Origin of the sequence: Bartonella sp. MR110HLJHH (assembly GCF_042194225.1) — a bacterium.
In the GTDB taxonomy this organism is placed as follows: domain Bacteria; phylum Pseudomonadota; class Alphaproteobacteria; order Rhizobiales; family Rhizobiaceae; genus Bartonella; species Bartonella grahamii.
In genome coordinates, this window is sequence record NZ_JBHIMQ010000017.1 from 1 (window position 1) to 12,315 (window position 12,315).

Consider the following 12,315-nt stretch of genomic DNA (forward strand, 5'->3'; position numbering starts at 1 on the left):
AAAGATCCGCAAAAACGGGCGCAAATATATGCTGATTTACAACGTGAACTTATGCAAAAAGGACCTTATGCGTTTATTTACCAGCAATATAGCGTTGTCGCGATGACACCGGATGTCAAAAAATGGGTTTGGAATAGTGCACCGCGTATTTTTTATAGTAAAATTGAAAAATAAAAGTGTCTTTTGGTGTTGTCAAAGGTAAAATAGCTTGATCATAATTGCATGATGAAAATATTCTTTCATATAAAAGTCCTTCAGTTTCTTAAAGGATGAAACTGTGAGGGATGTTTGTGCTGTATATGATGGAGGTCGTTTATTAAGGGGGATGAATATAGAAAGTTATATTGGACAAGATCTTTGTTTGTGGCTACAGATTCTCTGCATCCCGAATATAGATTGATGTATGAGAGAATTATTTTATAGATGCTTAGTTTGATTAAATAAAGTTGATGTTTGATACTATGCTGTTTAAAAGATGAAAGAGCAAAATCACAACAGCTATGTGTGAAAAGGCATAAGAATATAATAGGAAAAAAATGGGAAAAAAATGTTGAAAAAATTTTCTGTTTTATTAGGCATAACAGCTTTTTTAAATGGGGCTATAGCATCAGCATTTAGTGCTTCATCTAAAGATATATTGGTGATGGCATGGAATATTGATTCAATGAGTAGTTTTGACCCAGCGCAAACTGTTGAAGTCGTGACGAGTGAGTTATTGACGAATATTTGTAGCGCGTTAGTACAATATGATGAACATGATCCTACAAAAATTCGCCCTGCTATGGCAAAATCTTGGGATGTTTTAGATAATGGCAAAAGAATAGTTTTTCATCTTCGTGATGATTTAAAGTTTAATGATGGAAGAACAGCAACGGCGCAAGATTTGGTATGGTCGATGCGGCGGATTATTAAATTAGGATTGAGCTATGCCCAATCTTTAATGGATTATGGGTTTACTAAAAACAATGTTGAAACAAATATTCAAGCTCTTGATGATAAGACTTTGCAATTAAAATTAGATAAACCCTACCCTATTCAGCTCATATTGACTGTTATTGGACAGTCTTATGCTTCTGCTTTGCTTGATCGGAAAACAATTGAAGCGCAGAGTATTAACGGTGATATGGGGAATAAATATTTAGCGACACATTCGGCTTGTGTTGGACCTTATAAATTGGTGAGCTGGTCTCCAGGAGATAAAGTTGTATTAGAGGCTACACAGCATTATTGGGGCGATGTGCCTAAAATTAAGAAGATTGTTGTGCAGCACGTAGCAGATTCATCAAGTCAAAGACTTCTTTTGGAAAAAGGTGATGTGGATATAGCGCGTGATCTTTCTTCAGAGGATATTTTAGATCTTGAAAAAAAGGGAGGCCCAGTCAAAATTAGTCGTGTTTTGCGCCCCCAGATTATTTATTTATCATTAAATAATAAGAATGCAATTTTTGCAAACGAAAAGGTTAGATTGGCACTTCGTTATTTGGTTGATTATGAAGGTCTTGGAAAAACTGTTTTGAAGGGGATTGCTATTCCGCGGGCAACTTATATGTCCTTGGGTGTTCCTGGTGCTTTGGATGAAAAAGAAGGTCTGCCTTTTAAGTTGGATTTGAAAAAAGCAAAACAGTTAATTACTGAGGCTGGTTATCCGAACGGTTTTAAAGCTAATCTTTTAGTTGGAAGCCTTAGTTATATGTCGTCTGTTGCACAGTCTATTCAAGCCAATGCACGTAAAATTGGTGTTGAGCTGACAATTGAAAAAATGGCACAAAATCAATTGTTGAGCCGTGTACGTGGTGGAAATTATGATACTGCTATTATGGGGTGGGGGAGTGCCGATCCTGATGGACATCCTGCCTCATTAAATCACGTGTTTAATCCTGATCCAACATTTACAAAAAAGCACAATATGTATTTGGCTTGGCGCGCTGGGTATTATGATGAAAATATTAATAACATGGTGATGGATGCTTTGTTTGAGAAAGACCCCAATAAGCGTATCATGCAATATCGTACTTTACAGCATTATGTGCTAGAGCATGGTCCTATGGTTTATTTATTTCAGACATATTATACCGTTGGTATGGGACCTGATGTCAAAAAATGGATTTGGAACAGTTATAGACTTTATTACAATGAAGCAGAAAAATAAAAAGAAGCATGTTATAGAGAAGGATTGTAGAACATGCTTAATAAGAGGTTGTTTCGTTATATAAAAAAAGGTATTTGCTTTATGTTTTGTCGCTACAGAGGGGATTTTTATAATGGTTTTGCCACTTTCAGAGACTGAAAGAGCTGTATCAGAAAAGCAGAAAAGATTATTTTTATGGGATTTTTTATGCAAAGGATTGAAACTTCTTATTTCAGTTTTTATCACATTGCTTGGGTTGGTGACGATCACTTTTTTTCTTGGTCATCTTCTTCCTCTAGATCCAGTTCTGTCTATTCTTGGTGATAATATCAGTCAGGAAGCTTATGATGCAATGTATTATAAGCTTGGTCTTGATAAGCCGTTGATTGTTCAATATTGGAAGTATCTTCATAATGTATTTTTATTTGACTTTGGAGATGCTTTAACTTCTGGGCGTCCTGTTCTAGCTGATATTATGCGTGTATTTCCTGCAACATTAGAGCTTGCAACCGTTGCTATTGTTATTGGCACAAGTCTTGGAATTCCATTTGGTGTTTTTGCAGCAATGTATCGCGATTCATTTATTGATTATGTTGTTCGTGTTTTTACACTTGTAAGTTATTCTACTCCAACGTTTTGGCTCGGTTTAATGGCTTTGTTAATATTTTACGCCAAGCTTGGCTGGGTTGGTGGTCCAGGACGTATTGATTTTCTTTATGAATATTCTTTCGAACCAAAAACAGGATTTTTCCTTTGGGATACTGCAAGCCAAGGACAATGGGAGGCTTTTGGTAATGTTTTTAGTCACATTATTATGCCTGCTTTGATCTTAGCTTTCGGTGCTATGGCTTATATTAGCCGTATGACTCGTGGGTTTATGATTGAGCAGCTTAATCAGGAATATATCATTACTGCACGTGTAAAGGGGTTATCGTGGGCACGAACGGTATGGGGACATGCCTTTAAGAATGCTGCTGTTCAGGTTATTACCGTTGTTGCGCTTTCTTATGCTTTTTTATTAGAAGGGGCTGTTTTAACGGAGACAGTTTTTGCTTGGCCTGGTTTTGGACATTACTTGACAAATGCTCTTTTAGCCGGAGATATGAATGCAGTTGTAGGGTGTACTTTACTTGTAGGATTTATCTTTGTCGCCATTAATTTATTTTCTGATTTGCTTTATCGCATTTTTGATCCAAGGACACGTTGAATATGACAGTAAGTAATCATCATAAATCGCAATCATCATCTTTTTTGGGCGGTTGGTTAAACGACCCTGTTCCAAGCTCCATAATTCAGGCGAACATACAGAGAATTTATCACGCACTGGTTAAGTTTTTTCATAACTTTTCGGCTGTATTCGGTCTGCTTATTATTTGTATTATTATCATATGTGCATTTTTTGCTCCTTGGATTGCTACGCATGATTTTCTTAGCAATGATCTAGGGCATCGGTTGCAGCCACCCTCTATGGCGCATTATTTTGGAACAGATGAATTAGGACGTGACATTTTTAGTCGCCTTGTTTTTGGTTCCCGTATTACTCTTTATGTTGTTTTTCTTACAACCATTATTGTAGGTCCAATAGGGCTTATTGTTGGAACTGTATCTGGTTATATGGGCGGATGGGTTGATACTGTGCTCATGCGCATTGTCGATATTTTTCTTGCTTTTCCAGGTTTGATTTTAGCTCTTGCATTTTCAGCCGCATTGGGACCAGGGATTGAAAATGCCTCTATTGCAATTTCAATTGCAGCATGGCCCCCAATTGCACGTTTAGCACGTGCTGAGACTTTGACAATACGTTCTTCTGATTATGTTTCTGTCGTTCGCTTGCAAGGGGCTTCTGCTTGGAGAATAATTTTGTTTCACGTTGCGCCCATGTGTATTCCTTCAGTGATTGTACGATTAACTTTAGATATGTCTGGCATTATTTTAACGGCTGCTGGCCTTGGTTTTTTAGGGTTGGGAGCTCAACTTCCAAGTCCTGAATGGGGTGCGATGCTTTCTTCAGGGCGGGAATTTATGATGACAAATTGGTGGTTGGCGGCAATACCAGGCTGTGCAATATTATTTGCAAGTCTTGCTTTCAACCTTTTAGGTGATGGTCTTCGTGATGTATTGGATCCACGCAATGGGTAATAAATTATTAGAAGTAGAAGATTTACGTATTTCTTTTCCTACAACGCGCGGCATTTCAGAAGTTGTGCGTGGCGTTAGTTTTTCTGTTGGAAAAGAAAAAATTGGAATTGTTGGTGAATCCGGATCTGGAAAATCGATGACTGGGCGCGCAATATTAAGGTTGAGTCCAAGAGCAGCCATTGTTAAAGCTAAAAAAATGTGCTTTGAGGATGTTGATTTATTGACCGCAAGTGAACCTCAGATGCGAAAAATCCGCGGGAAGCGTATTTCAATGATTTTACAGGACCCAAAATATTCACTTAATCCATTAATACGGATTGGTGAGCAGATTATGGAGGCTTACCGTATTCATTACCGCGTTTCAAAAGTTGAAGCGCAGGAACGGACTATATCTATGTTAGAATCTGTTCATATTCGTGATCCTGAACATGTGATGCGCCTATTTCCTCATGAAATATCAGGGGGGATGGGGCAGCGTGTGATGATTGCAATGATGCTCATTCCAAAACCTGATTTAATTATTGCCGATGAGCCAACATCTGCACTTGATATTACGGTCAGACGACAAGTTTTATCTGTATTAGATGAACTTGTGACAAAATCTGGAACGGGACTTATTTTCATTAGTCATGATTTGAATATGATTGCTGATTTTTGTGATCGTATTTTGGTGATGTATGCAGGCCGTGTGTTAGAAGAGTTGCCTGCTTCTGATTTGTCTCACGCTTGTCATCCTTATACGAAGGCATTGCTCGCGAGTTTGCCACGGCTTGATAATCCTGTTGATGTTTTGGCTGTTCCTGAGCGTGATCCTGATTGGTTACATAATCCTACGATTGTTAATGGTGTTGAGGAGGTTCCTCATGACAAATTGTGAGAATATTATTGATGTTTCTAATTTATCTGTAACTTTTGGTCACAGGCATAAGGCAGTAACAGTTGTTAAAAATGTTAATTTTCATATTAAGCGTGGTGAGGCTTATGGTTTGATTGGTGAATCCGGATGTGGAAAATCAACAATTTTGAATACATTGGTGGGGCTTATTCCAGATTATAGTGGAAAGTTCCTTTTTGCGGGACAAGAAGTCGAAAAGAAAAGAAGTAAAGATTTTTTACGCTGTATTCAAATGGTTTTTCAAGATCCTTATGCTTCACTTCATCCAAGAAAAATGGTCCATACGGTTCTTTCTGAATCTCTCAAAATCCATGGGATGGATAATCAAAAGGAGCGGGTGGAGGATGCTTTAGATTCCGTTGGTTTAGATTCTTCATTTCTTTATCGTTATCCTCATGAGCTGTCTGGAGGGCAGCGTCAGCGTATTGCTCTTGCACGTGCTTTAATTATTGAACCAGAGGTTTTGTTGCTTGATGAGCCAACATCTGCATTGGATGTGTCGGTACAGGCTGAAATTTTAAACTTGTTGAAATCATTACGCGTGAGAAAAAAGCTTACTTATTTGATGGTATCCCATGATCTTGCTGTTGTTGCACATATTTGTGAACGTGTTGGAATTATGCATAAAGGGATTATTCTTGAAGAGCTTAGCAATGATGAATTGCGTAATTTACATGCGCAACACGATTATACAAAGGAGTTTTTTGAAGCAAGCATAGAGCCTATTGTCCATAGAGAGCAAAGAGTATGATCGATTTTCCAAAAGAGAAAATACATTTTTCTGTTTTAGGTTTCAAGAAGTATTTAGTATCTTTGTTGTAATAGAGAGTTTTTGTATTTTTTATAGTGTGAAATCTTATCGATATAATTTATTGAGAGAAATTTTAGCTCTCATATTTTTCACTTTATTAGTTGTACAACGTTATGAGTCATCTGCATGACTCATAACGCGCATTATGTATTTTTTGTATAGTTTGTTGATTATAAATTTATGTTTAGAAGTTTTCATTGTAGATGAGCATTAAGCTTGTAAAAAATAATAGGTGATTAATAATGCTATGTTTTCTAGGAAAATTTATTCTTTAGAGTATAGTTTAATTTTTATTGTTTTTGATTTGTTTATTCTTTTTTACAGTGTTCGCTCTTATTTATCAGAAAATGCTAAGTTTTATTCTTTACAAGAGAAGAAGCTGTTATGAAAATTTTTCAATGGTACATGAGAATGATTCAACTATTTTTGTTGTTTTTTATTCTTAAAAAGGGATTATTTGAAAGAAAAACAGATTTTATAAATAAAAAAGGCAGCATATTGTGCTGCCTTTTTTGATAAAATGTATACAGATAACAATACGTCTGTTGTTACAGTCTTGATTTAAAACTGATAGTATATTCCACCTGAAAAACTTGCTCCGAATATACCAGTTTTTTGAAGCTGTTGTTAATAGCTGATTTCAATTTTGCAGTTTTGTCAATGATGGCATTGATGATATCTTCTTTTAGGATTTCATAGGATAAAAGAGTATCAAGATAAAAACCTCTGTCACGCTGTATACTGCCATAGGCAGTGAGTAAAGTGACCATTTATTCAACATGCTCTTACTTACCGTCTTGCATATTATTTGGAGTGAAAGAGAGTTGTCCATAGGTTCTTACAAGACCAAAATGTGTTGTAGATATTTTGCCCTTCTAGCGCGACAAAGTTAATAGCTCCTTGTAGAGCAGCATAGCGAAGATTAGCACTGCTATAACCATATTTACTAGGAGCACTACTTATCAAAAAATAAAACTCTTGTTTCTCCATAGGCGTATAAGAAGAAGCCATTCCGTTTGTCTTATTCTTTCCCTAAGACAGATATTCACATATTGGCTAACAGTTGCACTTTGCTTAGCCATATCGGTCAATCCAGCATACAAGAGAGCACTGGGCATGATCAAAGAGTTTGTATTTATGGCACGATGTTTTTTACTTTTGAGTCGCTATCAAGCAGTACTGGTTGCAAGCGAAAATCCCAAAAATTTTTATTTTCTCCTAAAAGGTTTTGTTCAGTATTTGTTTTACTGTGGTTTGATTTTGGTCCATAAGCCTTCAGTATATATTTATAAGGTGAACCACTTATTGTGATATAGCCATTTGCAAGTTTGAAAGAGTTTTGATTTACTTTTCCAGAAACTTGAATGAGTGAAAGACCACGTACACTGGTAAGAGCAGAAGTGTCTGCTTTAATATTGTTCTTTTCTAAATGTCCAGTGATATAAATCAGTGTAGTCCCTGAAACATCACCGTGAATCAGAAGATGGTCAGCTTTTTGTTTGTTTACGGCAGCGCTATCACTCCATTCGACATTGAAATGAATTTCTACTTTTCCTGTAGCTGTAGTTTGACACTAGGTTTTATACTAAGTGGGATTAGGTAGGAACACGTGGTAATTTGTTGTTTTTATGTATAATTTTTACCATTAAATGCACTCTTTGTAAAATTGTATTTTGACACCTAAAATTGTAAAAAAGAGCGAAAATCAGAAAAAAGTGCGTTTTCATGGTAAAAATGAGAGAAGGCTTTGAAAGGTCTTTGAAAACCCTGTGAAAAAAATTCGGTAAATTGTGAAGCTCACTCCAAAATCAGCCAAAAATGACCAAAAAAGCAAAAAAGATTTTCATATCGATTTTCCATATTAAAGAGGCATTAAGCTGTATCTTATGTAGTTTCTGGATGTGCATTTTCAGCCTCTATTTGACGCTTTAAATGCAGTTTTAAAAGAGGTAAAATAAGCTCTACTTCTTCCGTGTCGTTGATGTCTTGAACAAGCTCTTGCAACTTTATACAAAGTTCCGCCGCGAGTTCCGCTATATCTTCAGGAGGGAGTTTTATTTTAGCATCGCGATAGGTTGTATAAGCTATGCGACCAAGCTTTTTCATGAGACCAGTAGGAATAGTTTGTGCTTTAAAACCAGCTGCTTTCGCCTTTGCCATGTCACTAAACATTTCGCCTTTACCCGTAACGAGCCAATGAGGATTAATGTTATAGGCCGTATAATAGGCGTTAATTGTTGAGCATGTTGGTTCGTGTGCTCCAATTTCATAATTGGCAAGGGTGCCACGTTGTAAATTAAGCCGTTGCGCAAAGATACTACGTTCTTCATTTCCGTAGATTCGTCTTATTTCACGTAGGCGTTTTGCCAATGGTGTTTTAGGTTCTGTTTCTAAACGTGCCAAAAAAATACCCATTAAAACCATTTTACGGGTTAACAAAACCGTAAAATGGTTTTAACTGTTATTACCGCCCGATATAGAGGGCAGATATTTTACAATTAACCCCACAAAAAACGGATGGTTTGAGCATCCGTTTAAAGCAGGAGCGAAGTTTATGACTATCACACAAGTTTGGGATCGCCATAGTATTTTAGCTGAGCTACGCCGCCGTAATATGACCTTGGCGGAGCTCGCGAAAGCATATCAACTCTCGTCATCCAGTGTTCAACACATTTGGACACGGTCTAACGAGAAAGCTGAACGTGCTATTGCCGATTTTATCGGTTTGCCCGTCGAGCAAGTGTTTAGTGACCGCTACCCCAAAAGTCGCCGTCGCATTTTTAAAGCAGCAAAACATGCCAACACAGATTCGCGTGCGCATTCTGCTTTGCGTGGGAATGCTGCTTGAATTTCGTTACACGGCTTTGCGTTTTTGCGCATTTGCCATGAATTTAAATACCATAAGATAAAAAGGTTTATCAATGTCTAAAGATCAATACGAAATGGGCAAGATAAATTGCATAGAGTTGCATCATAGAACAGCCGTTTGGATGGGTTGGTTCTGGCGATTAGATGGTGTTCATATTGTTTTTATAGGGGGTGGTTATGGTTGCTGCTTGTAATTTATGGACCCCAGATGCCAGAAGCGATATCGTTAATCCTTATTCAGAAGTTGAACGTTTACAGGTGATGCTTTCCTGTTCTTTAAAAGCCGTGAGTAGTGGATTTAAGCATCTGCCGATCCGGTATATTATTGACCCTCCGCATGGCTTATTTGATGCGGCGTTAGCACGACAGATTGTTATTCATATCTTGCATTATCAGTTTGAGGTGCCACGGCGGCGTATTGTTGCCATGCAAGAGCGTGGAACGCACTGCTGTTGCTCGTTCTTTGCGTACCATTAACCGGCGTTTGGAAGAACCCGTTTTTGCGAAAGCTTATCGAAGATGGGCGGGGCGTGCGATGGATTTATTCTTTAAAGAGATCAGAAAGGCGGCGGCGTGATGGCACAGTTTCAAAAGCTTGCTCTTGATGTGATTGTGGTGCCGGAGCGTATACGCCCTGTGGATGATGAGCATGCCAAGGCACTTGCACAATCAATGGCGCGGGAGGGATTGATGAATCCGATTACGGTGCGCCATACCCCCAATGCTAAAGAGGGCAATTATACGCTTATAGCTGGTGCGCATCGGCTTCGTGCTGCGGAGCTTTTGGGCTATAGTGACATTGATGCGGTTGTGGTGCAGGCTGATAAGGACAATGCCGCGCTTTTAGAAGTGGCTGAAAACCTCTTTCGTAATGAATTGTCTGTTATTGACCGTGCGCTTTTTGTCCAGACTTACCGCGAATTGTGGGAAAAGAAGTATGGGGAGATTAAGCGTGGTGGGGACAGAAAATCAAAGGTGCAACTTGCACCTTTGATCGGTGGTAATCAATATACAAAGGACAAAGTGGCAAAGGGTCAAGTTTACCCTTTGCCAAACATGTGGCGGATCGCATTGGTTTTTCTCAAGATGTTGTAAAACGTCTTAACTGTATTGCCCAACATTTACAGCCGGAATTGCGAGCTGTTTTGCGGGGGACAGCCTTGGCAGATAATCAAGCGCAATTGTTGAAATTAGCCAAGATGGAGCCGGTTGCGCAACGGCGGGTGGCAATTGCTTTGCAACAGGTTGAGGGAGATTTACGGCGGGCTGTTGATTTGGTCAATGGGGTTAATACGCCACCGCAAATTAATGAACAGGAACGGATTTTTGCTCAGTTATTGGGGGTGTGGCAGAGGGCGGATGCGCAGACAAAGGCGCGGTTTTGTGATTATCTTGCAAGAGAACAAGGGGAGGAGCAGGCATGAAGACGCATGGTTCCCAACAGCTTGATTTTTTCCAAAAGCCGATTTTTCCTTGTCGTGAACCCGTTGCGCAGATTGATTTAGGGTGGTTTCGCTCACGCATTAAGCGTGCGATGGCGCGGGCTTTGAGAGAATGCCGGGTTGAGCGCAGTGTGATTGCGGAGCGTATGGCGCATTATTTAGGGATTGGGTGTTTAAGTAAGGCCAGTTTGGATGCTTATGTTGCGGAAAGTAAGCAGGTGGATATTTCCCTGCCACGGTTTAAGGCATTTGTGCGGGCGACAGAGGCATTTTGGCTCTGGGATGAGGTGGTGAGTGAAGATGGATTGTTGCTGTTGCAAGGGGATGAGGCGCGGTTAGCAGAAATTGCAAGGTTGCAGCAGGAACAGCGGGAGATTGCAGCGCAATTGAAAGCCATGCGCGCAACGCCGGTTCGCATTAAAAGGGGGCAGCCATGAAGGAATGGTTTACTATTGCCGAATTGGCTGAGGCAGCTTTGCCAGGGTTGCCGAAAACATATAAAAGTCTTGAAAACCACGGACGGGCATACGAGGAAAGTGGGAGGCAAAACCAAGCCGGTTTGGGAATATCACATCTCTTTATTGCCGGAAGAGGCACGGGCGGCATTGTTGGTGCGGTTTGGTGGGGCTGTTGATGTGAAACAAACGCAAGGGGAGCAAAAGACAAGTATTTGGGTGCGTTATGAGGGGCTTTCAAAGGCGCATAAAAGGCGCTGTGAAGAGCGTTTGAAGGCACTTTGCTTTTGGGAAGATTTGCTCCATGCCGGTATGGGTGTGCATGATGCGGCAAGTTTGAGTGCTGTGCAATTTGGTGTGAGCCGGATGTCGCTTTTTAATTGGCGGCAGATGGTTGAAGGGTATGAGCGCCCTGATTGGTTGGCAGCGCTTGCACCTTGTTATGGTGAGGAGAATGTTTCGCAATTTGCGCCGTGTCATGAGGGGGCGTGGGAGGTTTTTTGTTCGGATTATTTGCGCCCCTCTAAACCTGCTTTTTCAGCGTGTTATCGGCGCATGGTTTCGGTTGCGCAGGAGCGGGGTTGGCATGAATGATGCGCATCTTTTGAGTGACACCTTGCGGCAAATAATGAAGCGTCTTGATGCGCTTGAACGCTGTCTTGCCAACCAGCATATGATTGGACGGGTTGTGCAAGTTGATGGTCATCGGGTGCGGGTAAAACTTTCCGAACAGGGTTCCAATGGACAAGCGGTTTTATCGCCTTGGCTACAAGCGCAAGAAGCTTCTGGCGCTCTCTCAAGCAATATGCCCCTCCATGTTGGTGATCCGGTCCGCTTGTTAAACCCCCATGGCGAAATTGGTTCTGCTTCTCTGGTGGTGCGCGATAGCTATAGTGAGGATGCGCCTAATCCCGCACGCTCGCCGCAAGAACTTGCTCTGTGTTATGCGGGTGGCGCTTTGCGTATCACGAAGGATGAACTCATTCTCTCCCATGGGGAAAACCAAATCCATTTGAGTGAAAAAGGTTTGGTGCTTTCTCATCAATCAACCCGTGTTGAATTAACGGGCAGTGTGCATATTCAAGCAGAAGATTTGCAGCACAATCAAAAATCTGTTGGCGCAAGCCACAAACACGGTGGGGTCAAAATGGGTTCCTCCACAACCTCTTACCCCCTTTAAAGGAGTTTATCATGCGTGAGAATACTTATGTTATTTTAACCAATGCCGATTTTGTTGCAGGCAAGCGTTCACCGGGCAAAGGTGAAGAAATTTGTTTAAGTGAGGAAGCGGCTAAATATCCGTTGCTGCTTGGTCGGATCGCTGAAAAACCAGCACCTGTTGTTTCTGCGCCCCCAACTGTTTCTAACACAAAGACAAGCAAAGGGGCTTAAAGCATGCGGTGCGGGATGAGCGAAAAGGATGGCTCTCTTTTATATGGTTGGGACCATTGTCAACAGTCACTTCGTAAATGTCTGACGACAAGGATTGGGACACGTGCATTGCGTCGTCATTATGGATGTGATGTTGGAGCATTCCAAGATGCCAATGCTGATCCTGCGACGATGATGCAGCTTTA

The 12,315-nt window shown here is 40.3% G+C and carries 15 protein-coding genes and 4 pseudogenes; 16 read left to right on the forward strand and 3 right to left on the reverse strand.

Going from position 1 to position 12,315, the window contains the following annotated elements:
- From ACFIKB_RS08280 to ACFIKB_RS08305, 6 genes and pseudogenes are all read left to right on the forward strand, one after another.
- Positions 1-174, forward strand: a pseudogene (locus tag ACFIKB_RS08280) (ABC transporter substrate-binding protein); the annotation flags it as partial.
- 373 nt (positions 175-547) lie between these two features.
- Complete coding sequence (locus ACFIKB_RS08285) at positions 548-2,149, forward strand: ABC transporter substrate-binding protein (protein ID WP_375636654.1); 1,602 nt, start codon at positions 548-550, stop codon at positions 2,147-2,149.
- A gap of 112 nt (positions 2,150-2,261) precedes the next feature.
- Positions 2,262-3,335, forward strand: coding sequence for an ABC transporter permease (locus ACFIKB_RS08290; RefSeq protein WP_015856298.1), 1,074 nt, complete (start codon positions 2,262-2,264; stop codon positions 3,333-3,335).
- Between the two features lie 2 nt (positions 3,336-3,337).
- Positions 3,338-4,267 carry an ABC transporter permease gene (locus tag ACFIKB_RS08295; protein ID WP_015856299.1) on the forward strand — a complete coding sequence of 310 codons (930 nt, stop codon included), beginning with the start codon at positions 3,338-3,340 and terminating at the stop codon, positions 4,265-4,267.
- Positions 4,260-5,144, forward strand: coding sequence for an ABC transporter ATP-binding protein (locus ACFIKB_RS08300; protein ID WP_375647496.1), 885 nt, complete (start codon positions 4,260-4,262; stop codon positions 5,142-5,144). Before ACFIKB_RS08295 ends, ACFIKB_RS08300 begins: the two co-directional genes overlap by 8 nt.
- Positions 5,131-5,913, forward strand: a complete 783-nt coding sequence (locus ACFIKB_RS08305) for an ABC transporter ATP-binding protein (RefSeq protein ID WP_375653261.1) — start codon at positions 5,131-5,133, stop codon at positions 5,911-5,913. Before ACFIKB_RS08300 ends, ACFIKB_RS08305 begins: the two co-directional genes overlap by 14 nt.
- A gap of 864 nt (positions 5,914-6,777) precedes the next feature.
- Here the strand turns inward: ACFIKB_RS08305 and ACFIKB_RS08310 are convergent.
- From ACFIKB_RS08310 to ACFIKB_RS08320, 3 genes are all read right to left on the reverse strand, one after another.
- A complete protein-coding gene (locus ACFIKB_RS08310) occupies positions 6,778-6,984 on the reverse strand; it encodes a hypothetical protein (protein ID WP_375653264.1) in 207 nt (68 codons plus the stop codon).
- 124 nt (positions 6,985-7,108) lie between these two features.
- Entirely contained in the window at positions 7,109-7,516 is a 408-nt protein-coding gene (locus ACFIKB_RS08315) for a hypothetical protein (RefSeq protein ID WP_375653279.1), read from the reverse strand.
- Positions 7,517-7,857: 341 nt separating this feature from the next.
- Positions 7,858-8,376 carry a helix-turn-helix domain-containing protein gene (locus ACFIKB_RS08320; protein WP_375644701.1) on the reverse strand — a complete coding sequence of 173 codons (519 nt, stop codon included), beginning with the start codon at positions 8,374-8,376 and terminating at the stop codon, positions 7,858-7,860.
- 151 nt (positions 8,377-8,527) lie between these two features.
- On the opposite strand from ACFIKB_RS08320, the gene ACFIKB_RS08325 reads away from it, so the two are divergent.
- The 10 genes and pseudogenes from ACFIKB_RS08325 to ACFIKB_RS08370 all read left to right on the forward strand — a co-directional run.
- Complete coding sequence (locus ACFIKB_RS08325; RefSeq protein WP_183194530.1) at positions 8,528-8,821, forward strand: helix-turn-helix transcriptional regulator; 294 nt, start codon at positions 8,528-8,530, stop codon at positions 8,819-8,821.
- A 73-nt stretch (positions 8,822-8,894) separates the two neighbouring features.
- The gene (locus tag ACFIKB_RS08330; protein WP_375653265.1) at positions 8,895-9,035 is read left to right on the forward strand and encodes a hypothetical protein; all 141 of its coding nucleotides are present in this window, start codon (positions 8,895-8,897) and stop codon (positions 9,033-9,035) included.
- Positions 9,019-9,418 (forward strand): annotated as a pseudogene (locus ACFIKB_RS08335) (hypothetical protein). The gene ACFIKB_RS08330 and the pseudogene ACFIKB_RS08335 overlap by 17 nt, the downstream one beginning before the upstream one ends.
- Positions 9,418-10,265, forward strand: a pseudogene (locus tag ACFIKB_RS08340) (ParB/RepB/Spo0J family partition protein). Before ACFIKB_RS08335 ends, ACFIKB_RS08340 begins: the two co-directional pseudogenes overlap by 1 nt.
- Positions 10,262-10,720 carry a hypothetical protein gene (locus tag ACFIKB_RS08345; protein ID WP_375653267.1) on the forward strand — a complete coding sequence of 153 codons (459 nt, stop codon included), beginning with the start codon at positions 10,262-10,264 and terminating at the stop codon, positions 10,718-10,720. The pseudogene ACFIKB_RS08340 and the gene ACFIKB_RS08345 overlap by 4 nt, the downstream one beginning before the upstream one ends.
- Entirely contained in the window at positions 10,717-10,917 is a 201-nt protein-coding gene (locus ACFIKB_RS08350; protein ID WP_375653270.1) for a hypothetical protein, read from the forward strand. Before ACFIKB_RS08345 ends, ACFIKB_RS08350 begins: the two co-directional genes overlap by 4 nt.
- On the forward strand, positions 10,820-11,332 hold the full coding sequence (locus tag ACFIKB_RS08355) for a DNA-binding domain-containing protein (RefSeq protein WP_375653272.1): 513 nt from the start codon (positions 10,820-10,822) through the stop codon (positions 11,330-11,332). Before ACFIKB_RS08350 ends, ACFIKB_RS08355 begins: the two co-directional genes overlap by 98 nt.
- Entirely contained in the window at positions 11,325-11,918 is a 594-nt protein-coding gene (locus ACFIKB_RS08360) for a baseplate assembly protein (RefSeq protein WP_375653274.1), read from the forward strand. Before ACFIKB_RS08355 ends, ACFIKB_RS08360 begins: the two co-directional genes overlap by 8 nt.
- 11 nt (positions 11,919-11,929) lie before the next feature.
- Positions 11,930-12,130 (forward strand): hypothetical protein, encoded by a 201-nt coding sequence (locus ACFIKB_RS08365; RefSeq protein WP_375653277.1) that lies wholly within the window; start codon positions 11,930-11,932, stop codon positions 12,128-12,130.
- A gap of 3 nt (positions 12,131-12,133) precedes the next feature.
- A pseudogene (locus ACFIKB_RS08370) lies at positions 12,134-12,315 on the forward strand (baseplate assembly protein); the annotation flags it as partial.

What these genes read in the sequence shown, in the direction of transcription:
- ACFIKB_RS08285 (WP_375636654.1), top strand. Translation starts at nt 548, where the DNA reads ATGTTGAAAAAATTTTCTGTTTTATTAGGCATAACAGCTTTTTTAAAT.
- ACFIKB_RS08290 (WP_015856298.1), top strand. Translation starts at nt 2,262, where the DNA reads ATGGTTTTGCCACTTTCAGAGACTGAAAGAGCTGTATCAGAAAAGCAG.
- ACFIKB_RS08295 (WP_015856299.1), top strand. Translation starts at nt 3,338, where the DNA reads ATGACAGTAAGTAATCATCATAAATCGCAATCATCATCTTTTTTGGGC.
- ACFIKB_RS08300 (WP_375647496.1), top strand. Translation starts at nt 4,260, where the DNA reads ATGGGTAATAAATTATTAGAAGTAGAAGATTTACGTATTTCTTTTCCT.
- ACFIKB_RS08305 (WP_375653261.1), top strand. Translation starts at nt 5,131, where the DNA reads ATGACAAATTGTGAGAATATTATTGATGTTTCTAATTTATCTGTAACT.
- ACFIKB_RS08310 (WP_375653264.1), bottom strand. Translation starts at nt 6,984, where the DNA reads ATGGCTTCTTCTTATACGCCTATGGAGAAACAAGAGTTTTATTTTTTG.
- ACFIKB_RS08325 (WP_183194530.1), top strand. Translation starts at nt 8,528, where the DNA reads ATGACTATCACACAAGTTTGGGATCGCCATAGTATTTTAGCTGAGCTA.
- ACFIKB_RS08330 (WP_375653265.1), top strand. Translation starts at nt 8,895, where the DNA reads ATGTCTAAAGATCAATACGAAATGGGCAAGATAAATTGCATAGAGTTG.
- ACFIKB_RS08345 (WP_375653267.1), top strand. Translation starts at nt 10,262, where the DNA reads ATGAAGACGCATGGTTCCCAACAGCTTGATTTTTTCCAAAAGCCGATT.
- ACFIKB_RS08350 (WP_375653270.1), top strand. Translation starts at nt 10,717, where the DNA reads ATGAAGGAATGGTTTACTATTGCCGAATTGGCTGAGGCAGCTTTGCCA.
- ACFIKB_RS08360 (WP_375653274.1), top strand. Translation starts at nt 11,325, where the DNA reads ATGAATGATGCGCATCTTTTGAGTGACACCTTGCGGCAAATAATGAAG.
- ACFIKB_RS08365 (WP_375653277.1), top strand. Translation starts at nt 11,930, where the DNA reads ATGCGTGAGAATACTTATGTTATTTTAACCAATGCCGATTTTGTTGCA.